This is a genomic window from Stappia sp. ICDLI1TA098 (genome assembly GCF_054880955.1).
Map to the genome: position 1 here is coordinate 431,617 of NZ_JBTZBT010000002.1, position 13,911 is coordinate 445,527.

11 protein-coding genes and 1 tRNA gene are annotated in these 13,911 nt (G+C 65.7%); 7 read left to right on the forward strand and 5 right to left on the reverse strand.

The features are described 5' to 3' along the window. The first annotated feature begins 5 nt into the window (after positions 1-5). The gene (locus ACSLUQ_RS12320) at positions 6-3,122 is read left to right on the forward strand and encodes a multidrug efflux RND transporter permease subunit (RefSeq protein WP_461808695.1); all 3,117 of its coding nucleotides are present in this window, start codon (positions 6-8) and stop codon (positions 3,120-3,122) included. A 92-nt stretch (positions 3,123-3,214) separates the two neighbouring features. After that, entirely contained in the window at positions 3,215-3,748 is a 534-nt protein-coding gene (locus tag ACSLUQ_RS12325; protein WP_461808696.1) for a GNAT family N-acetyltransferase, read from the forward strand. Positions 3,749-3,937: 189 nt separating this feature from the next. Here the strand turns inward: ACSLUQ_RS12325 and ACSLUQ_RS12330 are convergent. The 5 genes from ACSLUQ_RS12330 to ACSLUQ_RS12350 form a co-directional block, all read right to left on the reverse strand. Further along, a tRNA-Arg gene (locus ACSLUQ_RS12330) sits at positions 3,938-4,014 on the reverse strand. A gap of 182 nt (positions 4,015-4,196) precedes the next feature. Next, positions 4,197-5,837 carry an ATP-binding protein gene (locus tag ACSLUQ_RS12335; protein WP_461808697.1) on the reverse strand — a complete coding sequence of 547 codons (1,641 nt, stop codon included), beginning with the start codon at positions 5,835-5,837 and terminating at the stop codon, positions 4,197-4,199. 66 nt (positions 5,838-5,903) lie between these two features. Further along, the gene (locus tag ACSLUQ_RS12340) at positions 5,904-7,334 is read right to left on the reverse strand and encodes a dihydrolipoyl dehydrogenase family protein (protein ID WP_461808698.1); all 1,431 of its coding nucleotides are present in this window, start codon (positions 7,332-7,334) and stop codon (positions 5,904-5,906) included. A gap of 40 nt (positions 7,335-7,374) precedes the next feature. Next, on the reverse strand, positions 7,375-8,175 hold the full coding sequence (locus ACSLUQ_RS12345) for a TVP38/TMEM64 family protein (RefSeq protein ID WP_461808699.1): 801 nt from the start codon (positions 8,173-8,175) through the stop codon (positions 7,375-7,377). Next, entirely contained in the window at positions 8,165-9,022 is an 858-nt protein-coding gene (locus tag ACSLUQ_RS12350; protein ID WP_461808700.1) for a DUF547 domain-containing protein, read from the reverse strand. Before ACSLUQ_RS12350 ends, ACSLUQ_RS12345 begins: the two co-directional genes overlap by 11 nt. A 509-nt stretch (positions 9,023-9,531) precedes the next feature. On the opposite strand from ACSLUQ_RS12350, the gene rpmH reads away from it, so the two are divergent. From rpmH to yihA, 5 genes are all read left to right on the forward strand, one after another. After that, positions 9,532-9,666, forward strand: a complete 135-nt coding sequence (gene rpmH / locus ACSLUQ_RS12355; protein ID WP_067220180.1) for a 50S ribosomal protein L34 — start codon at positions 9,532-9,534, stop codon at positions 9,664-9,666. Positions 9,667-9,704: 38 nt separating this feature from the next. After that, the gene (gene rnpA / locus ACSLUQ_RS12360; RefSeq protein ID WP_417772236.1) at positions 9,705-10,148 is read left to right on the forward strand and encodes a ribonuclease P protein component; all 444 of its coding nucleotides are present in this window, start codon (positions 9,705-9,707) and stop codon (positions 10,146-10,148) included. Between the two features lie 9 nt (positions 10,149-10,157). After that, positions 10,158-11,975 carry a membrane protein insertase YidC gene (gene yidC, locus ACSLUQ_RS12365; protein WP_461808701.1) on the forward strand — a complete coding sequence of 606 codons (1,818 nt, stop codon included), beginning with the start codon at positions 10,158-10,160 and terminating at the stop codon, positions 11,973-11,975. 391 nt (positions 11,976-12,366) lie between these two features. After that, positions 12,367-13,005, forward strand: a complete 639-nt coding sequence (locus tag ACSLUQ_RS12370; RefSeq protein WP_461808702.1) for a CatB-related O-acetyltransferase — start codon at positions 12,367-12,369, stop codon at positions 13,003-13,005. Between the two features lie 69 nt (positions 13,006-13,074). Continuing rightward, positions 13,075-13,731, forward strand: a complete 657-nt coding sequence (gene yihA, locus ACSLUQ_RS12375; protein ID WP_417772233.1) for a ribosome biogenesis GTP-binding protein YihA/YsxC — start codon at positions 13,075-13,077, stop codon at positions 13,729-13,731. Positions 13,732-13,911 lie beyond the last annotated feature (180 nt).

Here is a 13,911-nt window from a genome sequence, read left to right on the forward strand (position 1 = left end):
CCCCCATGCCTCAATTCTTCATCGAGCGCCCGGTCTTTGCCTGGGTCATCGCGATTTTCATCGTGCTGGCCGGCATCGCCTCGATCCCGCAACTTCCAGTCTCCCGCTTTCCCGTGATCGCGCCGCCGAGCATCAGCATCGTCGCCACCTATACGGGCGCCAGTCCGCGGACAATCAACGACAGCGTCACGACGCCAATCGAGCGCGAGCTGACGGCGGTGAAGAACGTCCTCTACTTCGAGTCTTCTTCCGACTCGTCCGGCAATGCCAGCATCACAGTCACCTTCAAGCCCGGCACCGACCCGGAACTCGCCCAGATCGACGTCCAGAACCGCCTGAAAGCCATCGAGCAGCGCCTGCCCGAGCCCGTCCGCCGCGCGGGCCTCTCCGTGGAAGCTGTCACGTCAGGGTTCCTGATGATCGTGTCCTTGCGCTCCGAGTGGGGAAAGGCCGACCCGCTGGCGCTGGACGACTATCTCGTGCGCAACCTGGCACTGGAGCTCAAGCAGGTGCCTGGCGTCGGCCGCGTCCAGTCCTTTGGCTCGGAGGCCGCCATGCGCGTGTGGATCGATCCTGCCCGGCTCGTCTCCTATTCGGTCTCGATGGCCGAGATCACGCAGGCGATCCAGTCCCAGAATGTCCAGGTGGCACCCGGGCGGCTCGGCGAAGCGCCTGCCGTTCCCGGCCAGATGATCAGCGTTCCGCTCAGCCTCGACGGACAGTTGAAAACGCCCGAGGAGTTCTCCGCCATCGTCCTGCGCTCCAACCCTGACGGCTCGAAGTTGACGCTTGGCGAGGTGGCCACGGTCGAGATCGGCGCTCAGACCATGGGCTTCTCGATCTTCGACGGCGGCAAGCCGGCCACCGCCGCGGCCATTCAGCTCGCGCCCGGCGCCAACGCCATCAGCACCTCGGAAGGCGTGCGTGCACGGCTCGCCGAACTCGCCCCGGCCATGCCCGAGGGCGTCGCCTACGCTGTCTCCTACGACACGGCACCCTTCGTAAAGCTGTCGATCTCGAAGGTCGTGCAGACACTCGCCGAGGCCATGGTTCTGGTGTTCCTGATCATGCTCCTGTTCCTCCAGAACGTCCGCTACACGCTGATCCCGGCGATCGTTGCACCGATCGCGCTCCTCGGCACCTTCGCCGTGATGTGGGCCATCGGCTACTCGATCAACGTGCTGACGATGTTCGGCATGGTGCTGGCAATCGGCATCATCGTCGACGATGCGATCGTCGTCGTTGAAAACGTCGAACGGCTCATGGCGAAAGAGGGCCTGTCGCCGCGCGAGGCCACGCGTCGAGCCATGCGGGAGATCACGGGTGCGGTCATCGGCATCACCCTGGTGCTGACGGCGGTGTTCCTGCCCATGGGTCTTGCCGGAGGCTCCGTCGGCGCAATCTACCGCCAGTTCACGGTCTCGCTCGCGGTCTCGATCCTGTTCTCGGCCTTCCTGGCACTCAGCCTGACGCCCGCGCTCTGCGCCACGATCCTGAAGCCGGTCGCCCCCCATCACGAGAGGAAGGGCTTCTTTGCCTGGTTCAACCGGGGCTTCGACAGGCTGACGGAGCGGTATACCGCGTGGGTCGGCTGGCTGGTGAAACGGGTCGGCCGCGTCATGCTGGTCTATGGCGCCCTCGTCGGCGCGCTGGTGCTGGGCTACGGCGCACTGCCGACTGCTTTCGTGCCGGATGAAGACCAGGGGACGTTCATGACCTCCTTCACGTTGCCGGCAGACGCCACCGCCGAGCGGACAAAGGCACTCGTCGAGCTCTTCGACCATCACGCCGCGACGCGCCCTGACATCGCCAACAACCTGTCCATCATGGGCTTCGGCTTTTCCGGCTCGGGCCCGAACGCGGCTATGGCCTTCACCACGCTGCGCGACTGGGATGTACGGGGCGGCAGCACAGACGCCGAAATCGCGGCGGCTGAACGGGCGATGCAGAAGGCAACGGAAGGCGAGATCCTCATCATGAAGCCGCCGGCCATCGAGGAATTGGGTACGACGTCAGGCGTCGCGCTGCGCCTCATCGACCGCGCCGGGCGCGATGCTGCAGCGCTGCGGGATGCGTCGCGGAAGCTCATCGAGCTTGCGGGGCAGAGCAAACTCCTGCGGAACGTTCGTGTCGACGGCCTGCCCAACGGGCCTGGCGTCAACCTTCGCGTCGACCGGCAAAAGGCAGGTGCCCTGGGTGTCTCCTTTTCCGCAATCAGCGACCTGCTCGCCTCGACCATGAGCTCGACCTACGTCAACGACTTTCCGCGCGCGGGCAAACTTCAGCAGGTCATCTTGCAAGCGCAGGCGAAAGACCGCATGCAGGTCGAGGACGTCCTGAAGCTCCATGTGCGCAACGACAAGGGCGGCATGGTTCCCCTGTACGAGATGGTGACGCCGGAATGGTCCGTCAGCCCGCTTCAGCTCAATCGCTATAACGGATACCCCTCGCTCAGCATCTCGGGAGACGCCGCACCGGGCGTGTCGAGCGGTGATGCGATGAACGAGATTGAACGGATTTCCTCCCAGCTTCCCGCCGGCTTCGCCGTCGAGTGGACGGGCCAGTCCTTCCAGGAGCGCCAGTCAGGCGCACAGGCGCCGCTTCTGGTTGCGCTATCTTTCGTCGTCGTTTTCCTGGTCCTGGCCGCCCTCTACGAGAGTTGGGCGATTCCGCTCTCGGTCATGCTCGTCGTGCCGCTCGGGGTCCTGGGTGCGGTCACCGCGGTACATCTGCGGGGCTTCGAGAACGACGTATTCTTCAAGGTCGGCTTGATCACTCTGATCGGCCTTTCGGCCAAGAACGCGGTGCTGATCGTGGAGTTCGCCCGCAAGCTGCGCGACGAGGGAAGCTCGCTTCGCGACGCAGCCATCGAGGCGGCCCGCCTGCGGCTTCGGCCCATTGTCATGACCTCGCTCGCCTTCACGCTCGGTATCGTGCCTCTGGTCCTGGCCAAGGGGCCGAGCTCCGAAACCCAGAACGCGCTCGGCACCGGCCTCTTCGGCGGCATGATCTCGGCCACCGTTTTGGCCGTCGTCTTCGTGCCGGTGTTCTTTGTCCTCGTCATGCGGCTTGCAGACCGCAGGGCGCGTGCCGAAGGCGGAGCGAACCCGGCGCGCGCCTGATCCTAGCCACCGTTCCGCCGCGCGTGCCCGAACATCCAAGGACAATCCGACCGGCCTTGCCGTCCCACTTTCCCTCGACCTGGAAACGCCCGATGACCCCCTCGCCGAACAAGAGCCGCGTTACTCTCGACATCGCACAGGAGACCGATCTGCCCCGCTTCCGAAAGGATCTCCAGGCCGCCTTCGCGATCGCCGTCGTCGAGAAGTACGGATCGGTTGGAGACGGAGCGATCCCCTCCGACGCGGACGTGACAGCCTCCTTCGAGGCGCCAAACGCCGTGGTGCACCGCATCCTCGAGGATGGACGGTGGGTCGGCGGGGCCGTCGTTTCCATCGACGCCGGGACGCAGCACAATGCGCTCGAGTTGTTCTTCGTCCGAGCAGACGAGATCGGCCGGGGCATTGGCCGCAAGGCATGGGAGGCGATCGAACAGCGCTATCCCGACACGAAGGTCTGGACAACCCACACGCCGTATTTCGAGAAGCGCAACATCCACTTCTACGTCAACGTCTGCGGCTTCAGCATCGTCGAGTACTACACCGCGCGACACCCGGACCCGAACCATGCACACGAGCCGGACCTGCCGGGCGACGACGGGATGTTCCGCTTCGAAAAGCGCGTCTGATTCACAACCATCACCGGTCGCTCGCTGCGCACGGCAGGCACGTTCCTGGCGAAATACACGCCGCGGACGCGACTTCCCGCGTCAAGGGCAGTGCCCGATCGCGAGCGCCCGCACACAGCAAAGTTTGCAGGCTTCCTGCAAACCTCGCCGATTTCAGAAATCGGGAGGATGTCAAACTATTGAGAGGAATGGCGCGCCCGAAAGGATTCGAACCTCTGACCCCCAGATTCGTAGTCTGGTGCTCTATCCAGCTGAGCTACGGGCGCTTCCATCTTCGGCCGTATCCGTCAAGCGAACCGGCCGGTTCACCGCCGGGCGACAAAGCCGCCTGACAGGGCGATACCTCTACAGCGGTCCCCCGAGGATTGCAAGCAAGGCCGTCGAGTTTTTTTCAAACTTCGCAAGAAGTGTCGCAAGTCTGTTGAAAACCTGTCTATGCCACTGATTTTCAGAAGAGATCGGCGGTGCTGCGACCACCGGCGAGGTCAGGATCCATGCTGTCCGGGCCCGTCGTTGCGCGCGGTCGCGCCGGGATCGTGATCTCGAAGGTCGCGCCCGGCCCGCCCTCTTCCAGATGACGGATCGTGCCGCCGTGAGCGGCCACGAGTTCGGCGGCGATGGCAAGGCCCAGTCCGGTCCCTCCCGACTTGGCGACCGACTGGAACGGCTTGAACAGCCGCCCACGCAGCGCCGGCGGGATACCCGGCCCGGTGTCGCGAATGAAGATCGTCGCCCCATCGCGTCGGCATTCCGCCTCAACCGTCAGCCGCCGCACGGCCGCATCTCCATGGACCGCCATCTCGCCGCGTCCAGCCTGCATCGCCTGCACCGAATTGCGGCAAAGGTTCATGAGGACGCGGAAAAGCTGCTCCGGATCGGCGTCGATCTCCGCGCCTTCCGCGACGCGGCTGTCGAAGGCAATCTCACCCTCGGCGCTCAGGCCCAGTACCTCCCCGACATCACGGACGATCACGTCAAGATGTACGAGCCGGCGCTGCACCGGCGCCTCCCGGGCGCTGCCGTAGGCCAGGACCGAGCGGGTGTAGCCGACCGCCTGGTCGAGACGGGCGACGATCTTGGGCGCCAGCCGCTGAACGGTCGGGTCCGCGACCAGTTCGAGGCGCTCGGAGAAGAGCTGGGCCGAGGCCAGCAGGTTGCGCAGGTCGTGGTTGATCTTGGAAACGGCCAGGCCGAGGTTGGCGAGACGGCGGCGCTGCTCGAGCGTTTCGACCATCGTCCTTTGCATGTCCTCGAGCCGGCGCTCGGCGTCTCCCACCTCGTCGTTGCGGCCGGAGGGCACGATGATGGCGGAGGGATCCTCCGGTGCGGCCTGGAAGCGCGCCATCGCCCGCGTCAGCTGCCGAATCGGCCGCACGAACAGCCAGCGCAGCGACAGGTAGACCAGCGTCGCCGTGATCGCCGAGATGACCAGCGACAGCGCCAGGATGCGCACCGAGAAGGCCAGCATGGCGTCATGCAGGAGATACTGCGGCATGACGATGTCGACCCGCCCGCCGAGCCCCATCTGCGTCGGCCCGACAATGCGCATCAGCCCCTCGCTGCCGAAGAGCAAGGTTCGAAAGCTCTCGACGATGGAGGTCATCGGATCGGAGGCGCCCATATCGACCCGCATGGTGATGCCGGCGGGATCCTCGGGCCGGGATGACATGGCGATGAGCCGGCGACGCTCGCCGTCATCCAGGGCGATGGCGACCGCGCCGGTCGTGCGCAACAGCTCAACCTGGACGCCGGGCGAAACCATGTCGGTCTCGACGAGGATGCTCGCCGCGACACCGGCGATGGTGAGCTTGTCGAGAAGCCAGGTGTTGCGGAAGTTCGCCATGGAGGGAACGAAGATCAGCACTTCGCTCAGCATCACGAAAAGGACTGTGAGAACAAGCAGCTTGCCGGACAGGCCGCTCCAGCGCGGCGTGCGGTCCGCCTCGGCATTGACGCGCGCGAGTGCCGCCTCCGCCTCGTCCTCCAAGGGGAAGGGATCGCCCGAGCGCGGGTCGGCGGGCCCGCCGTCTTCCAGGCTTGCCTGGGCAGGTGACATCGCGTCCCGGTCGGGCGCGCCGGTTTCTGTCATTCGAGGCGTCGTCACGCCGTCCTCGCTGTCTCGTCTCGCGTTCCCTAGCCGGCCCGCGCGGCAGCGCTATCCGAACAGCGCGAGAAACCGCAACAGCCGCCGGACCCAGGGGTCCTTCGGGCTTTCAGCATAGTAGGATATTGCGGCGCGGCGAACAGCTTCCGAAAGCGAGGGATAGGGCAGGACGACGCCGGCCAGATCCCGCGCGCTCAGGCGACGCGCGACGACGACCGACAAAAGGTTGGTGATCTCGCCCGCGCCAGGGCCGACGACGTCGGCACCGAGAATGCGCCCGCGCCGACCGGCGACCAGGCGTAAAAGGCCTTCGGTGCGCCGTTCGGCCTGCGCGCGATCGTTTCCGGAAAAGGGCGCTTCGAGAACCCGGATCGATGCCGCACCGAAACGCTGGCGCGCCTCATCCGGCGTCAGCCCGACATGGCCGATCTCGGGCTCGGTGAAGGTAACGCGCGGAATGATGTCGCGGTTCTCCCGGGCTGGCAGCCGGAAGAGGATGGCGCGGATGACGAGGCCGGCGTGATAGCCGGCAACGTGGGTGAACTGCAGCCCGCCAGCCACGTCGCCGATGGCATAGACGCGCCGATTGGACGTCCGCAGGCTCTTGCCGACCTCAATGCCGCGCGCCGAGAAGCGGATGCCTGCCGCCTCCAGGGAGAGCCCGGCAACCGTCGGCTTTCGCCCAACGGCGACGAGAAGCTCGGTGCCGGAGATCTCGCGCCGCCCGTCCGGCGTTTCCAGCTTCAGGCGAATGTCTCCGGCAGCGCCGGTCACGCCAACCACCTTCGCCTCCTCCAGGATCTCGATGCCTTCGCCGCGAAGCCGCTCGAGCACGATCGAGGCAAGCGCGGGATCTTCTTTCGCAAGCGCCCTGCCCGCTTCCACGACGGTGACGCGGGCCCCCAGCCGGGCATGGGCCTGAGCCATCTCCAGACCGATGGGACCGCCGCCGATCACCAGAAGGCGCAGCGGACAGACGGTGCGCTCGAACACCGTCTCGTTGGTGAGATAGGGCACTGTGTCGAGCCCCGGAATCGGCGGCACCGCAGGCGTGGAACCGGTGGCGACGACGAAGCGGCGGGCCCGTATGGTCGTGGACCTGGCCTGCAACGTTCGCGCATCGACAAAACGTGCCTCCGCCTTGATGACGGTGACGCCAAGCCCCTCGAAGCGCTCGACCGAATCATGCGGCGCGATGGCGGCGATCACCTTGTGGACGTGGTCGTGCACCGCCTGGAAGTCGACCGTCACCGGCTCCGCGTGGACGCCGAAGACGCGGGCATCGGCGGCATGGCGTGCGGACCGGGCAGCCGCGATCAGCGCCTTTGAGGGAACGCAGCCCTGGTTGAGGCAGTCGCCGCCCATGCGTCCCTTCTCGACAAGAACGACATCGACGCCGAAGGCGGCGGCGGCCGCCGCCACCGACAGGCCGCCCGAGCCGGCGCCGATGACGCAGATATCCGGTGTCAGCGTCAGAGACATGAAACCTCCCATTTGCCCTGCCTGCGCGAGGGCCTTGCGGTCAGAGGGACGGGCCCGGCCGGCGGTTGCGCAGCTTCCTGACGAGGACGGGAATGAGCGCGGCAACGGCAAGCGCGACGAAGGACAGGACCAGTTCGCGGGTCACCAGCGCGGAGACCTCGACAGTGCAGGTTCCAGCCGCCGCGCAGCCCGGATCAGCGGCTTCTTGCGCCGCGACGACGCTGTCGAGCCCCGAGCCGATGAAGGCATAGGCATAGGTTCCAGGCAGGATGCCGACGAAGGTCGCCACCACATAGGGCCGCAGCCGCATGTCGAAGAGGGCCGGCGCGATGTTGACGAGCCAGAAGGGAAAGACCGGCGCAAGCCGCAGGAACAAGAGGTAGTTGAAGGCATCCTCGCGAAAGCCCCGCGCCATGCGGTTGACCAGCGGGCCAGCGCGCTCACGCAGCGCCGAGCCGATCGAGGTGCGCGCCGCCAAGAAGATGATGGCAGCGCCGGCGGTGGCCGCCACTGCCGTCAAGGAGCCCCCCATCACCCAGCCGAAGAGAAAACCGCCCATCACGGTGAGAAGCGAGGCGCCGGGAAAGGAGAGCGCGACAGCCGCGACGTACAGCCCGACGAAGGCCAGAGCCGCGAGCGCGAGATTGTTCGCGACGAAATCTGCAAGAAAGGCGCGTTGGCGGATCAGGCTCGACAGCGAAAGATACTCGTGCCAGCCGGCGAGATAGCCGGCGAGCATCGCAGCCGCAATGATGCAAAGTGGCAGCCATCGGCGCAGGCGGGCGAACCGGCGCGGGCCGGCCTCTTGCTCCGCGGCGGCGGTGTCGTCCTCATGCCGCATCGTTCAGCTCCCAGTCGTAGTGATAGCCGGCAATCGGCGGACCGGCAGCGAGGTCGGCGGCCAGCGCCTTTCCCGCATAGCGTCTCCAATGGGCGCGAAGATGCGACTCGCTGCCGAAATCGTCCGAGAACCAGTCGTATATGCGCGAGGCATGGATGCCGTCGCGCTCAACCCGCACGCCGCGCGGGTGATTGACGAACGCCCGCGCCCCCGTCTCCAGCATCTCCTCCAGGAGGGGGCCCGAATAGGCCCGCCGGGCAAGGTCGGGGCAGCCGAGCGAGGCGCAGTTCACCGCATAGTGCACGCGTGGCTCGGAGAAGCGCTTGCGCAGGATGCCATGCTCGATGTCGTCGAGGGACAGGTCGCGGCCCTCCACCTTGACCAGCGCCCGCCGCCAGGGGCCGCGCGAGAAAAAGCCGCCGCCGAGGTCGATCTCGCGGATCGAAGCAACCGGGTAGTGCGCGAGCACCACCTGAAGCGTGACGGCGTTGTAGAGGTTGACCCAGAAGGCGAAAGCCTCCGCACGCGACAGCGCCGAGGCCCGGGTCGCCGCCAGCGTTGCGATGTAGCGCTCCAGTTCGGCGCCCCCCTCGGCGCGGAACGCGGCATAGCGCACGCGGTTGAGGCCATCCGCGCCGCGCACGACATAGCGCTGGAGCAACTCGGAGAACGGATCATGCGACGGGGCGGCCATGGCGCGGCCGGCAGCCCCGCCAAGGAGCAGTGTGCCGCAGGCAAGCGCGCCAAGAACCGTGCGCCGCGTCTGCAGACGCGGGACCACATGCGCCCCCTGCCCGCTCGGCGAAGCCGCAGCGCCATCCGCGCCGTTCCGTCCTTGCGACCCCATGCAGCTCTCCTCGAGATTCGCACACCCATTGGCCGCCCGAGCACGGGATTCGCGCCTCCCACCCTGGCAACCGATGTCCTTCGTACCGTCAATGTGGGGCATGTGGCGTGCTCTTTCGGCCGCTTTCACCGGGAAGTGAAGGCGCTTGAATGTGCCGTCACCTTCGCGTGAGAGCGCGGGCGAGGCGCGCAACATCTCGAAGAAACGAGCATTTCAGCCATCCGGAAGCACTGCCCGGCGCGGACGGAGGCACCCGCTGGGCGCAGCCGGGGCCGGTCGCCCCCCAAGGTCCGAAATCGCGCAGTCCGCCGCCGCTTGTCGTTGACTTCAACGTGACCGGCCCGTATAAGCCCGGCAATCGGGTCGGCTGACTATCTCGGCGCCCACGACTACCGCGTCTTTGCGGCTCCGCGTTCATTTTCGAGAACCGGACCGGAAATGTGCGGGACTCGACCACCAGACAATTCGGAAACCAGGGCCGCGCGCCCCTTGCGCGTGGAAAAGAGACAATGAAGCGCACATATCAGCCGAGCCGCCTCGTCCGCAAGCGCCGTCACGGCTTCCGCAGCCGCATGGCTACCAAGAACGGCCGTCAGGTCCTGGCTCGCCGCCGCGCCAAGGGCCGCAAGCGGCTGAGCGCGTAACAGGAGCCGACGGGCAAGACCGCGGAGGAATCGTTCTCGTGTCCCAGACACAGCCGACCGCAGTCTCGCCGTCCTCCACACTGCCGACGCTGAAGAAGCGCGCCGAGTTTCTGGCCATCGCCAAAGGTGGTCGGATGCCTCGGCGCGCCTTCGTGTTGCAGGCCGCTCCAACGCCCGGCCCCTCTCGCATCGGCTACACGGTCACAAAAAAGACCGGCAACGCCGTGGAGCGGAACCGGATCCGCCGCAGGCTCAGGGCCGCGGTGCGCGAGGTCGCCAATGCCGCGCGACAGGACGTGTCCTACGTCCTTGTCGGACGTCGCGGCGCGTTGTCGCAGGACTATGGCGACCTTGTACGCGACGTCATGCACGGGCTTGCCCGCGCGCCGCTTTCAGCGGACACTTCGCCGCGTCCGCACCGTGGCAAACCTGCCTCCCGCAAAGGCGCGGCCCAGCCGAAAAGCCCCAAACACCGAGGATGAACGCCGACTATGGCCGACAACCGTAATACGATCCTGGCAATTGTCCTGTCCCTGGTCGTTCTGCTGGGATGGCAGTATTTCATCGCCCAGCCGGAGATCGAGCGGCAGCGCCTGAGCGCCGAGCAGCAGGCGGCGACGCAGGCGACCCAGGACGGCGCAACGGCTCCCGCTCCCGGCGTGACCACGGCCACGGGTGCGGCGAGCGTTCCCGGAGGCGCGGCATCGTCCGCAGCCGCAGGCTCGCTCACCCGCGATGCCGCCCTCGCACAGGATCCGCGCATCGCCATAGAGACGCCCAGCCTCAAGGGGTCCATCAATCTTGTCGGCGGGCGGATCGACGATCTTCGCCTGAAGGACTACCGCGAGACGGTGGACCCGACGAGCCCGACCATCATCCTGTTCTCCCCGCGCAAGGCGCCGGACGCCTATTTCGCCGAGTTCGGCTTCGCGACCGCCGATGGCGCCACCGCCGCCGTCCCCGACGCGACAACTCAGTGGCAGGCGCCCGAGGGCGCGACGCTGACCCCGGAAACGCCGGTGACGCTGAGCTGGGACAACGGCCAGGGCCTCGTGTTCGAGCGCCAGATCGCGATCGACGAGAACTACATGTTCACGATCGACCAGAAGGTGATCAACAGCACCGGCGCGGCGATCCAGCTCTACCCCTACGGCCTGATCGACCGGTTCGGCACGCCGAAGACGGCGGGCTTCTACATCCTGCACGAAGGCCTGATCGGCGTGCTCGGCGACGCCGGCCTGAAGGAAGTCGATTATTCCGACCTGAAGAAGGAAGGCCCGCAGCGTCCCGACGCCGTGACCGGCGGCTGGCTCGGCATCACCGACAAGTACTGGGCCTCGACGCTGATCCCGGCTGGCGACGCCAAGTTCCAGCCCGAGTTCGCCTATTCCACGGCCACCGACAGCTACCGGGCCAGCTACCTGGGCGATCCGATCTCCGTCCCCGCCGGCGGCTCGAACAAGACGACGTCGCATCTGTTCGCCGGCGCCAAGGAAACCAAGCAGCTCAACGCCTATAGCGAGGATCTCGGCATCAAGCAGTTCGACCTGCTGATCGACTGGGGCTGGTTCTACTTCTTCACCAAGCCGATGTTCTTCGTCATCGACTGGCTGTTCCACATGGTGGGCAACTTCGGTGTCGCGATCCTGCTGGTCACGATGATGGTGAAGCTGCTGTTCTTCCCGCTGGCCAACAAATCCTACGTCTCCATGAGCAAGATGAAGCTCGTGCAGCCGCAGATGACGGAACTCCGCGAACGCTATAAGGACGACCGCCAGAAGCAGCAGCAGGCGCTGATGGAGCTGTACAAGAAGGAGAAGATCAATCCGCTGGCGGGCTGTCTGCCGGTGGTGATCCAGATCCCGGTCTTCTTCTCGCTCTACAAGGTCCTGTTCGTCACCATCGAGATGCGGCACGCGCCGTTCTTCGGCTGGATCCAGGACCTTTCGGCGCCTGATCCGACGTCGATCTTCAACCTGTTCGGCCTGATCCCCTGGGATCCGCCGCACATGCTGATGCTCGGTATCTGGCCGCTGATCATGGGTGTGACCATGTTCGTGCAGATGAAGATGAACCCGGCTCCGCCGGATCCGACGCAGCAGATGATCTTCACCTGGATGCCGGTCCTCTTCACCTTCATGCTGGCCTCGTTCCCGGCCGGACTGGTGATCTACTGGGCCTGGAACAACTCGCTGTCGATCGCCCAGCAGTATGTGATCATGCGCCGACAGGGCGTGAAGGTTGAGCTGTGGGACAATCTCAGCGGCATGTTCAACCGACGAAAGCAGGCGGACGACAAGGCCGAATGAGCCCTCTCTTCCGACCGTGACACAAAAGCCTCGCACCTGACGGTGCGGGGCTTTTTTCATGGGCGAAGCCGCAGTTCGGGGTTGCGCGCACGCCGTCGCATCCCCATCCTTTCACGCAGTCGGCATCCAGCCGGAGGACCCTGCGGATGAACACTCCAGCCTGAGGATGGCAAGAGCGGGCGACCCTGCACCGGTCGCAACGTGATCGCGGTGCCCCGCACCAGGCCCAGCCATCCCGACTTGCCCGCCGCGACCGGCAGCGCAAGGCAAACCTCATCTCAAGACCAGGACGACACCGAACGCGCGGAGACGCCAACGCGCTCGCCAGGGTGCTTTCGCGCCCGGCGGCACCCGGCTTTCCTGCGCGGAAAATCCAGCAAGGATCCGCCAGATGCATGGACCCGACCCCGCGACGCGCCACCCGATGGGCGGCGCACCCCACACCGTCTTCCTCAAGACGGTGATCACGCGTCCGACCATCGAGGTCGGCGATTACACCTATTATCACGACCCCGAACACGCCGCCGAGTTCGAGGAGAGGAATGTCCTCTATCACTTCGACTTCATCGGCGACCGGCTGAAGATCGGCCGGTTCTGCGCGCTGGCGACCGGCGTGTGCTTCATCATGAACGGGGCAAACCACGACCTGACCGGCGTTTCCACCTATCCGTTCAACATCTTCGCCAACGGATGGGAGACGGACTTCGACATGGCCGGGCTCGAGGCAGGCATGCGCGGCGACACGGTGGTCGGCAACGACGTGTGGATCGGCCGCGATGCGACGGTGCTGCCCGGCGTCACCATCGGCGACGGCGCGATCATCGGCGCGAAGAGCGTGGTCGCCTCCGATGTCCCGCCCTATGCGGTGGTGGCTGGAAACCCGGCCCGCGTTGTGCGATACCGCTTCGACGATGCGATGATCGCGACCCTGCTCGAAACGGCCTGGTGGACCTGGCCTGCGGAGCGGATCGCACGCAACCTCAACGCCATCCGTGGCAAGGATCCGGACGCGCTCAAGGCGGCGACCTGATCTCCCCCGGCCTGTTCGGGCGCGCCCATCCGCGCGCCCGGGCGTCCATGACCCGAACGCAAGAGCACGATGAGCGACGCTGAAGATCCCTTCGCCCCGACCGAGGAAACCCTCGAACAGGGCCGCCTGCTGTTCCGACGCCCCTGGACCTTCCAGACCAGCGTCGCGCAGCTCGAGCAATTGCCGGTCGAGAACAAGCTCGAGATCGCCTTCGCCGGGCGGTCGAACGTTGGCAAGTCGAGCCTGATCAACGCGCTGACCGGCGTCAACGGGCTGGCGCGGACGTCCAATACGCCGGGACGGACGCAGATGCTGAACTTCTTCGACGCGCCCGAAAGCCCCGTTACCCTGGTCGACATGCCCGGCTATGGCTATGCCCAGGCTCCCAAGGCCATGGTCGACGCCTGGACCGAGCTTGTGTTTTCCTATCTCCAGGGGCGCACACGACTGCGGCGGGTGTTCGCGCTCATCGACAGCCGCCACGGGATCATGGATGCCGACATCAAGGCGATGGATGTTCTCGACCGCGCGGCCGTCAACTATCAGATCGTCCTGACCAAAAGCGACAAGATCAAACCCGGCGCCTTGCAGCGGGTGGTCGAGGATACGATGACGCGGATCAGCAGGCGTCCGGCGGCCTATCCGGCCATTCTCAAAACGTCTTCCGAAAAATCGATCGGCATCGCCGAGGTCCGGGCGGAGATATACAATCTTTCCCTTTGGTGAGATCTAGAGAATTTATCAATTTTCATGTTCTTGAATGGACTATGGCGTCCAGAACGGCGCGACTGAGAAGATTCCATCGGTCGACGTCGTTCGCGACTCTGTGCAAGATTAACTTATCGTAAATGTCGTTGCGTTAATTATTGAGTTTAAACCGGGTGGGATTGCAATGCGCGAGAGCGG

Excerpts from the sequence above, each read along its gene's own strand:
- ACSLUQ_RS12320 (WP_461808695.1), top strand. The coding sequence starts at position 6 with ATGCCTCAATTCTTCATCGAGCGCCCGGTCTTTGCCTGGGTCATCGCG.
- ACSLUQ_RS12325 (WP_461808696.1), top strand. The coding sequence starts at position 3,215 with ATGACCCCCTCGCCGAACAAGAGCCGCGTTACTCTCGACATCGCACAG.
- ACSLUQ_RS12335 (WP_461808697.1), bottom strand. The coding sequence starts at position 5,837 with ATGACAGAAACCGGCGCGCCCGACCGGGACGCGATGTCACCTGCCCAG.
- ACSLUQ_RS12340 (WP_461808698.1), bottom strand. The coding sequence starts at position 7,334 with ATGTCTCTGACGCTGACACCGGATATCTGCGTCATCGGCGCCGGCTCG.
- ACSLUQ_RS12345 (WP_461808699.1), bottom strand. The coding sequence starts at position 8,175 with ATGCGGCATGAGGACGACACCGCCGCCGCGGAGCAAGAGGCCGGCCCG.
- ACSLUQ_RS12350 (WP_461808700.1), bottom strand. The coding sequence starts at position 9,022 with ATGGGGTCGCAAGGACGGAACGGCGCGGATGGCGCTGCGGCTTCGCCG.
- rpmH (WP_067220180.1), top strand. The coding sequence starts at position 9,532 with ATGAAGCGCACATATCAGCCGAGCCGCCTCGTCCGCAAGCGCCGTCAC.
- yidC (WP_461808701.1), top strand. The coding sequence starts at position 10,158 with ATGGCCGACAACCGTAATACGATCCTGGCAATTGTCCTGTCCCTGGTC.
- ACSLUQ_RS12370 (WP_461808702.1), top strand. The coding sequence starts at position 12,367 with ATGCATGGACCCGACCCCGCGACGCGCCACCCGATGGGCGGCGCACCC.
- yihA (WP_417772233.1), top strand. The coding sequence starts at position 13,075 with ATGAGCGACGCTGAAGATCCCTTCGCCCCGACCGAGGAAACCCTCGAA.